Source organism: Vibrio cincinnatiensis DSM 19608 (assembly GCF_900167345.1).
Taxonomy (GTDB): Bacteria; Pseudomonadota; Gammaproteobacteria; order Enterobacterales; family Vibrionaceae; genus Vibrio; species Vibrio cincinnatiensis.
Map to the genome: position 1 here is coordinate 1 of NZ_FUXB01000035.1, position 4701 is coordinate 4701.

A 4701-nucleotide genomic window follows, 5' to 3' on the forward strand; every position below is an offset into this window, starting at 1 on the left:
CATAACGCCGCATTAAGGGGCAAGCAACGCGAACAACTGCGCTCAAACTAGCCAGCCTTAACCTCAAATGCTCATCCAAACCAAAACTGCCACGCGTTGATTGTCCCTCTTGAATGCTTTGTTATGTAACTTTACTAATCATTTCAAAGCATTACAAAGAACAACATTGCCAAATATCGTTTAACTTACATGAAAAGTTAGCAGTAACCCAGTAGAATTTGCGTGGCAACGAAGAAACTGCGAGCCCTAGTTCAAAGAAAAAATGACTGCCACCAAACTTATCGCAAACTCACTTTACCATTGAGAAAAGACTGAAAACTCGAAGAACAAAAAGACGAAAACCAAATCAACATGAATAAAACTGACTTTAAAACCGCATGAATAACCAATTAAAACAATCAGTTGAAAGTATCGAATATACAAAGTAGAAACTAAATTCAAAGTAAAGAAACCATAAAAACACTTTAACTTTCAATATATTGTGGTCTTTTCTCTACGGTTACATAACGCCCAATTAAGGGGTGAACAACGCCTCCACCCAACCTAACGCATTGTGCCATAAACACTAAATTTGAGGTAGAAGAAAAAATGCCAAGCGTTGTGAATCCCTCTTAAATTGCTTGTTATGACGCTTCTAACAGATGGTCAATTTCATTGTATTCTTTTGCAGGCTTTTGACGAGTAATGTCTGTTCCATTTGCCAGTTTAGTTACCCAATTTTCGACGACTTCATATTCTTTATAAGCACATGAATGAAACGTATCATTAGCTATAGCGAGTTGTATTTCTTGATGTTTAGCGATAGGCCAAAAATCACGCCACACATTTAAGGGCAAGTAACCAAGATGTTGCTCAATCAGTTCCTTATCATATAGCCCCGCATCTACACCAATTGCCAAATTCTTGAGATACATGAGCCATTCTCTAGCGAGGATACTTTCACCAAGCTTAAGCTTGGCAATTACAGGTGCCAGATGCTCATGTGTAAGAGGTTTGTCCCAAAGCTCGCTCTTGCAAATAATGGAGTTCATCCTATTACGTAAAACCCCAAGCTCTTTACTTTGTTGAGGTTTATTATTGATAGCATCCATCGTTCTTTTTATAGTTTCATGCTTACGCGACTGCTTTATATTTGCAGTAGCAATTACTGTGGCACATAGGGCAGAAACACTAATAGCTATTGCACCAATAAATTTCTCCCACTCTAACAAATCGCTAAACAACAACCCTAGCGCAAAGCCAAGTAGAACAAACAGCAATAAAATTAAAACTCTCGATATCATAAATTTCCTCGTGCGTCATAACGCCTGGTTAAGGGGTGAGCAACACAACTACCAACTCACCGCACAATACCGTAACCACTGAAATCAACGCAAAACAAAAATGCCACGCGTTGCGAATCCCTCTTTAACCGTTTGTTATGTGCGTGGTTGAGAGTGCGATTTGACGTACTTTTTCACCTTTTTCATCGCCATTTGACGCTTTAACGGTGAAAGATAATCAATGAATAAATTACCAGAAAGATGGTCAATTTCATGCTGCATAACGATAGCCAGAAAATCATCACTTTCGATCGTGATTTTCTGACCTGTTCGATCTAACGCCGATACCACAACTGATGTATAACGTTCCACCTCAGCATAATAATCTGGAACTGAAAGACACCCCTCTTGACCTAAAGCTTTATTGCTACCACTCACTACTTCAGGATTAATCAATATCAATGGCTGATCTCGATTATCTGAAAGATCAATAATAACAACCGCTTCTTTACGACCCACTTGAACTGAAGCTAGACCTATACCATTATCAGTTGAATATAGGGTTTCCAACATATCATCGATTAATTTCTGAACCGATTCAATATCCTGCACTTTCTCTGCTGTAATCTTAAGCCTTGGATCTGGTGCTGTAAGAATTTCTAAAACTGCCATATTCACCTTTATATTTTAAGCACATAACGCCGCGTTAAGGGGTGAGCAACGCAGCCACAAACTCATCGCATTGCACTAAAAACTAATAAAATCAACGCATAACGAAAATGCTACACGTTGCGAATCCCTCTTGAACGCTTTGTTATGTGTTGGCTTAAATCATACCAACGTAATTTTTTTGTCCTTTGATCCTTTCGCACCACGATTGGATATTGGGATAATGAGATAAATTAAAACCACCTTCGTCAGCAACATGTGTATAAGCGTACAGAGCAATATCAGCGATCGTTAATTGGCAACCAACAAGATAATCTGTTTCAGCCAATCGACTGTCCATTATTGATAAAGCTTTATTACCACCAGGTTGTAAAGAATAATACTCTTCCAACCTGGAATCTGGCATACCTTGATATTTTTGGATAAAACGTGCCACAGCGATAAATGGCTCATGGCTGTATTGTTCAAAGAACAACCACTCGTACATTTTAGCCTTTTCATATTTATCACTAGGGATCAACGCCGTCCCATCCGCAAAATAACCAAGAATTGCGTTCGATTCTGACAAACAGCGGCCATCATCCAAAACAACAACCGGTATTTTACCGTTTGGGTTAATTGATAAAAACTCAGCCGTTTTTGTATCACCTTTTAAAATATTAACGTCACACCACTCATGCTCAATGCCCAAAAAAGAAAGCAAAAGCTTAACCTTGTAACAGTTACCAGATTGGATATCTCCATAAACCTTCACTACAAATCTCCTTTTGTATGCTCAAAAACACATAACGCCGCGTTAAGGGGTGAGCAACGCAACTACCAACTCACCGCATTGCACTAAAAACCAATAAAATCAATGCATAATGAAAATGCTACGCGTTGCGAATCCCTCTTTAACGCCTTGTTATGTTTAGAGAACTGAATTTTGTTCTTTTGCGTATTGTGCGTAGAGAATGTCGGCAAAATCTGTTTCGTTGATAATGCCGATAACAAGATCTCGAACTGCATCCGCAAGTAAATCGTTTTCCTGCGTAAGCTCAAAATCGTTAAGTGATAAATATTCAAGTGCCACAGCCAAACCTGTGCGTTTGTTGGCATCTGGTAGCGCATGTGAAACCGCTATACAAGCAGTGTATTTAGCTGCGATTTCGAAAACATCATCCAGTCCTTCATAAACGATCGCATTATCGATTCGACCTAGCGCCCCTTGAAGCTTAGGAATATCAACTGCCCCTTTCATTCCTGGTTCTGTTTTTAGGATGAAAGCATTAATTTCGATCACTCGTTCAAAAGGAAAACAGATGATATCCATTACATATCAGCCAATTTAGTGAATGTCTTCTGATGGGTACGCAAAGCAAGTTTTGTTTCAGACTTCACAATTTGACGACCAGCATCACCAGTCAAATCAAGCTTTTTGCTAGCCTTAATTTTCGGTCTTTCAACAGCATCAACGCCGTAAGCTTCAACTTTTCGATTCATATCACACCTACTATCAATAAAGGTTTGACCGATTATAGCCCCAAAACGTGATAAAAAACATAACGCCCGCTTAAGGGGCAGCCAACGCTACTACTAACTTTCCGCATGACACCGTAACCACAAAAACCAACGCATAGTAAAAATGCCGCGCGTTGGCTGTCCCTCTTAAAGCGTTTGTTATGTGTTTTTCCCATATTTTATTGAATTTTCTGCACAATGTGCTTTAACCTCATTTAGCCATGTATCGTACCAGTACCATGATTTGGAAACCTGAACTCCAAAATTCTTTGCTTTATCTTTTGCATTCTTAGACTTCCACAAATCTACATGATGGTGAATCTTGAATTTCTTATACCCCATATCGTTAACAACTTTAACTATTTCATTAGGTAGGTACTTCTGTTTTTCTTTCTCTTTGATGAGAACATACTCTTTATTTAGTTTTTCTGCTTCAGGTGAATTTGCTGGAATAAACTCGATAACTTTATCTGCTTGACCTTTGTGATTAACTGATTTGGGGACATATAAAACCCTATATGAATACCTGAGGTCATTATATTCATTTTGAGGTAAATCGGTGTCAAAAGCATTTATGTAAGCAGATATATGCTCAGGAAGATCCGTGAATTTTCTCAGTTGATTAACGTGTTCTTCTTTAATTGATGAGAACTGTAAGGAGAATGAAAGATGCTTATCGATACCTAGTTTATCTTCGAATAGTGATTTCACATATTCGTTGTAATTTAAGCAACACGCTTGGAATCTAGCACTTAAATAATCGTCTATTCGAGTCGTCATTTGATGTTCTATCTCATGACGAAGACCAATTAGAAATTTTAAATTTGACTTTGCAACTTTATCAATTGGGCATAACTTATCATCCAAACATCGTTCCAACTCCCAATACTTAAATGCTCCCTTTTTTGTTTTATGATACATCTTTTTTTGTCCACGTTTATCATAATATCGATATTCAATATTCTTCGAACGGTAATATGCATGAAGTAAATAAGTCCAAGCGATGTTTGATAGAACAATAAAACTCTCAGATTTAAATTGCACATTTGGATTGTTGAATATTTGTACCGCGGCAAGCATTGATTCTCTAGATTTTGTCAGGAGCTCTACCTTGATCGATCCAACTTTTCTATTTCTCTTTTCCATTTAACCTCCTTGAGTAGCTCACACACAGACACTAGTGTACCCCACGAAAAGTGGACACAACATAACTACACACTTTCGAACTCGACGGGACTCACGTAGCCCAACGCTGAGTGCTTCCTATTTC

Annotated in this window: 6 protein-coding genes; all 6 read right to left on the reverse strand. The window is 38.3% G+C overall.

Annotated features, from left to right (window positions below; genetic code table 11):
• Positions 1-623: 623 nt before the first annotated feature.
• The 6 genes from B5D54_RS16505 to B5D54_RS16530 all read right to left on the reverse strand — a co-directional run bounded on the left by B5D54_RS16505 (position 624) and on the right by B5D54_RS16530 (position 4577).
• A complete protein-coding gene (locus B5D54_RS16505) occupies positions 624-1283 on the reverse strand; it encodes a DUF4760 domain-containing protein (protein WP_038970004.1) in 660 nt (219 codons plus the stop codon).
• Between the two features lie 135 nt (positions 1284-1418).
• The gene (gene def / locus B5D54_RS16510) at positions 1419-1934 is read right to left on the reverse strand and encodes a peptide deformylase (RefSeq protein WP_078927623.1); all 516 of its coding nucleotides are present in this window, start codon (positions 1932-1934) and stop codon (positions 1419-1421) included.
• Between the two features lie 154 nt (positions 1935-2088).
• Positions 2089-2685, reverse strand: coding sequence for a glutathione S-transferase family protein (locus tag B5D54_RS16515; RefSeq protein WP_078927624.1), 597 nt, complete (start codon positions 2683-2685; stop codon positions 2089-2091).
• A 156-nt stretch (positions 2686-2841) separates the two neighbouring features.
• Complete coding sequence (locus tag B5D54_RS16520; protein ID WP_000351249.1) at positions 2842-3243, reverse strand: type II toxin-antitoxin system death-on-curing family toxin; 402 nt, start codon at positions 3241-3243, stop codon at positions 2842-2844.
• The gene (locus B5D54_RS16525) at positions 3243-3413 is read right to left on the reverse strand and encodes a hypothetical protein (protein WP_001080654.1); all 171 of its coding nucleotides are present in this window, start codon (positions 3411-3413) and stop codon (positions 3243-3245) included. The genes B5D54_RS16520 and B5D54_RS16525 overlap by 1 nt, the downstream gene beginning before the upstream one ends.
• A gap of 177 nt (positions 3414-3590) precedes the next feature.
• Entirely contained in the window at positions 3591-4577 is a 987-nt protein-coding gene (locus B5D54_RS16530) for a DUF3644 domain-containing protein (RefSeq protein WP_078927625.1), read from the reverse strand.
• Positions 4578-4701: the final 124 nt, after the last annotated feature.

Bases quoted from the DNA above. Each gene is read 5' to 3' on its own strand.
- def (WP_078927623.1), bottom strand. From the start codon at position 1,934: ATGGCAGTTTTAGAAATTCTTACAGCACCAGATCCAAGGCTTAAGATT.
- B5D54_RS16525 (WP_001080654.1), bottom strand. From the start codon at position 3,413: ATGAATCGAAAAGTTGAAGCTTACGGCGTTGATGCTGTTGAAAGACCG.
- B5D54_RS16530 (WP_078927625.1), bottom strand. From the start codon at position 4,577: ATGGAAAAGAGAAATAGAAAAGTTGGATCGATCAAGGTAGAGCTCCTG.
- B5D54_RS16520 (WP_000351249.1), bottom strand. From the start codon at position 3,243: ATGGATATCATCTGTTTTCCTTTTGAACGAGTGATCGAAATTAATGCT.
- B5D54_RS16505 (WP_038970004.1), bottom strand. From the start codon at position 1,283: ATGATATCGAGAGTTTTAATTTTATTGCTGTTTGTTCTACTTGGCTTT.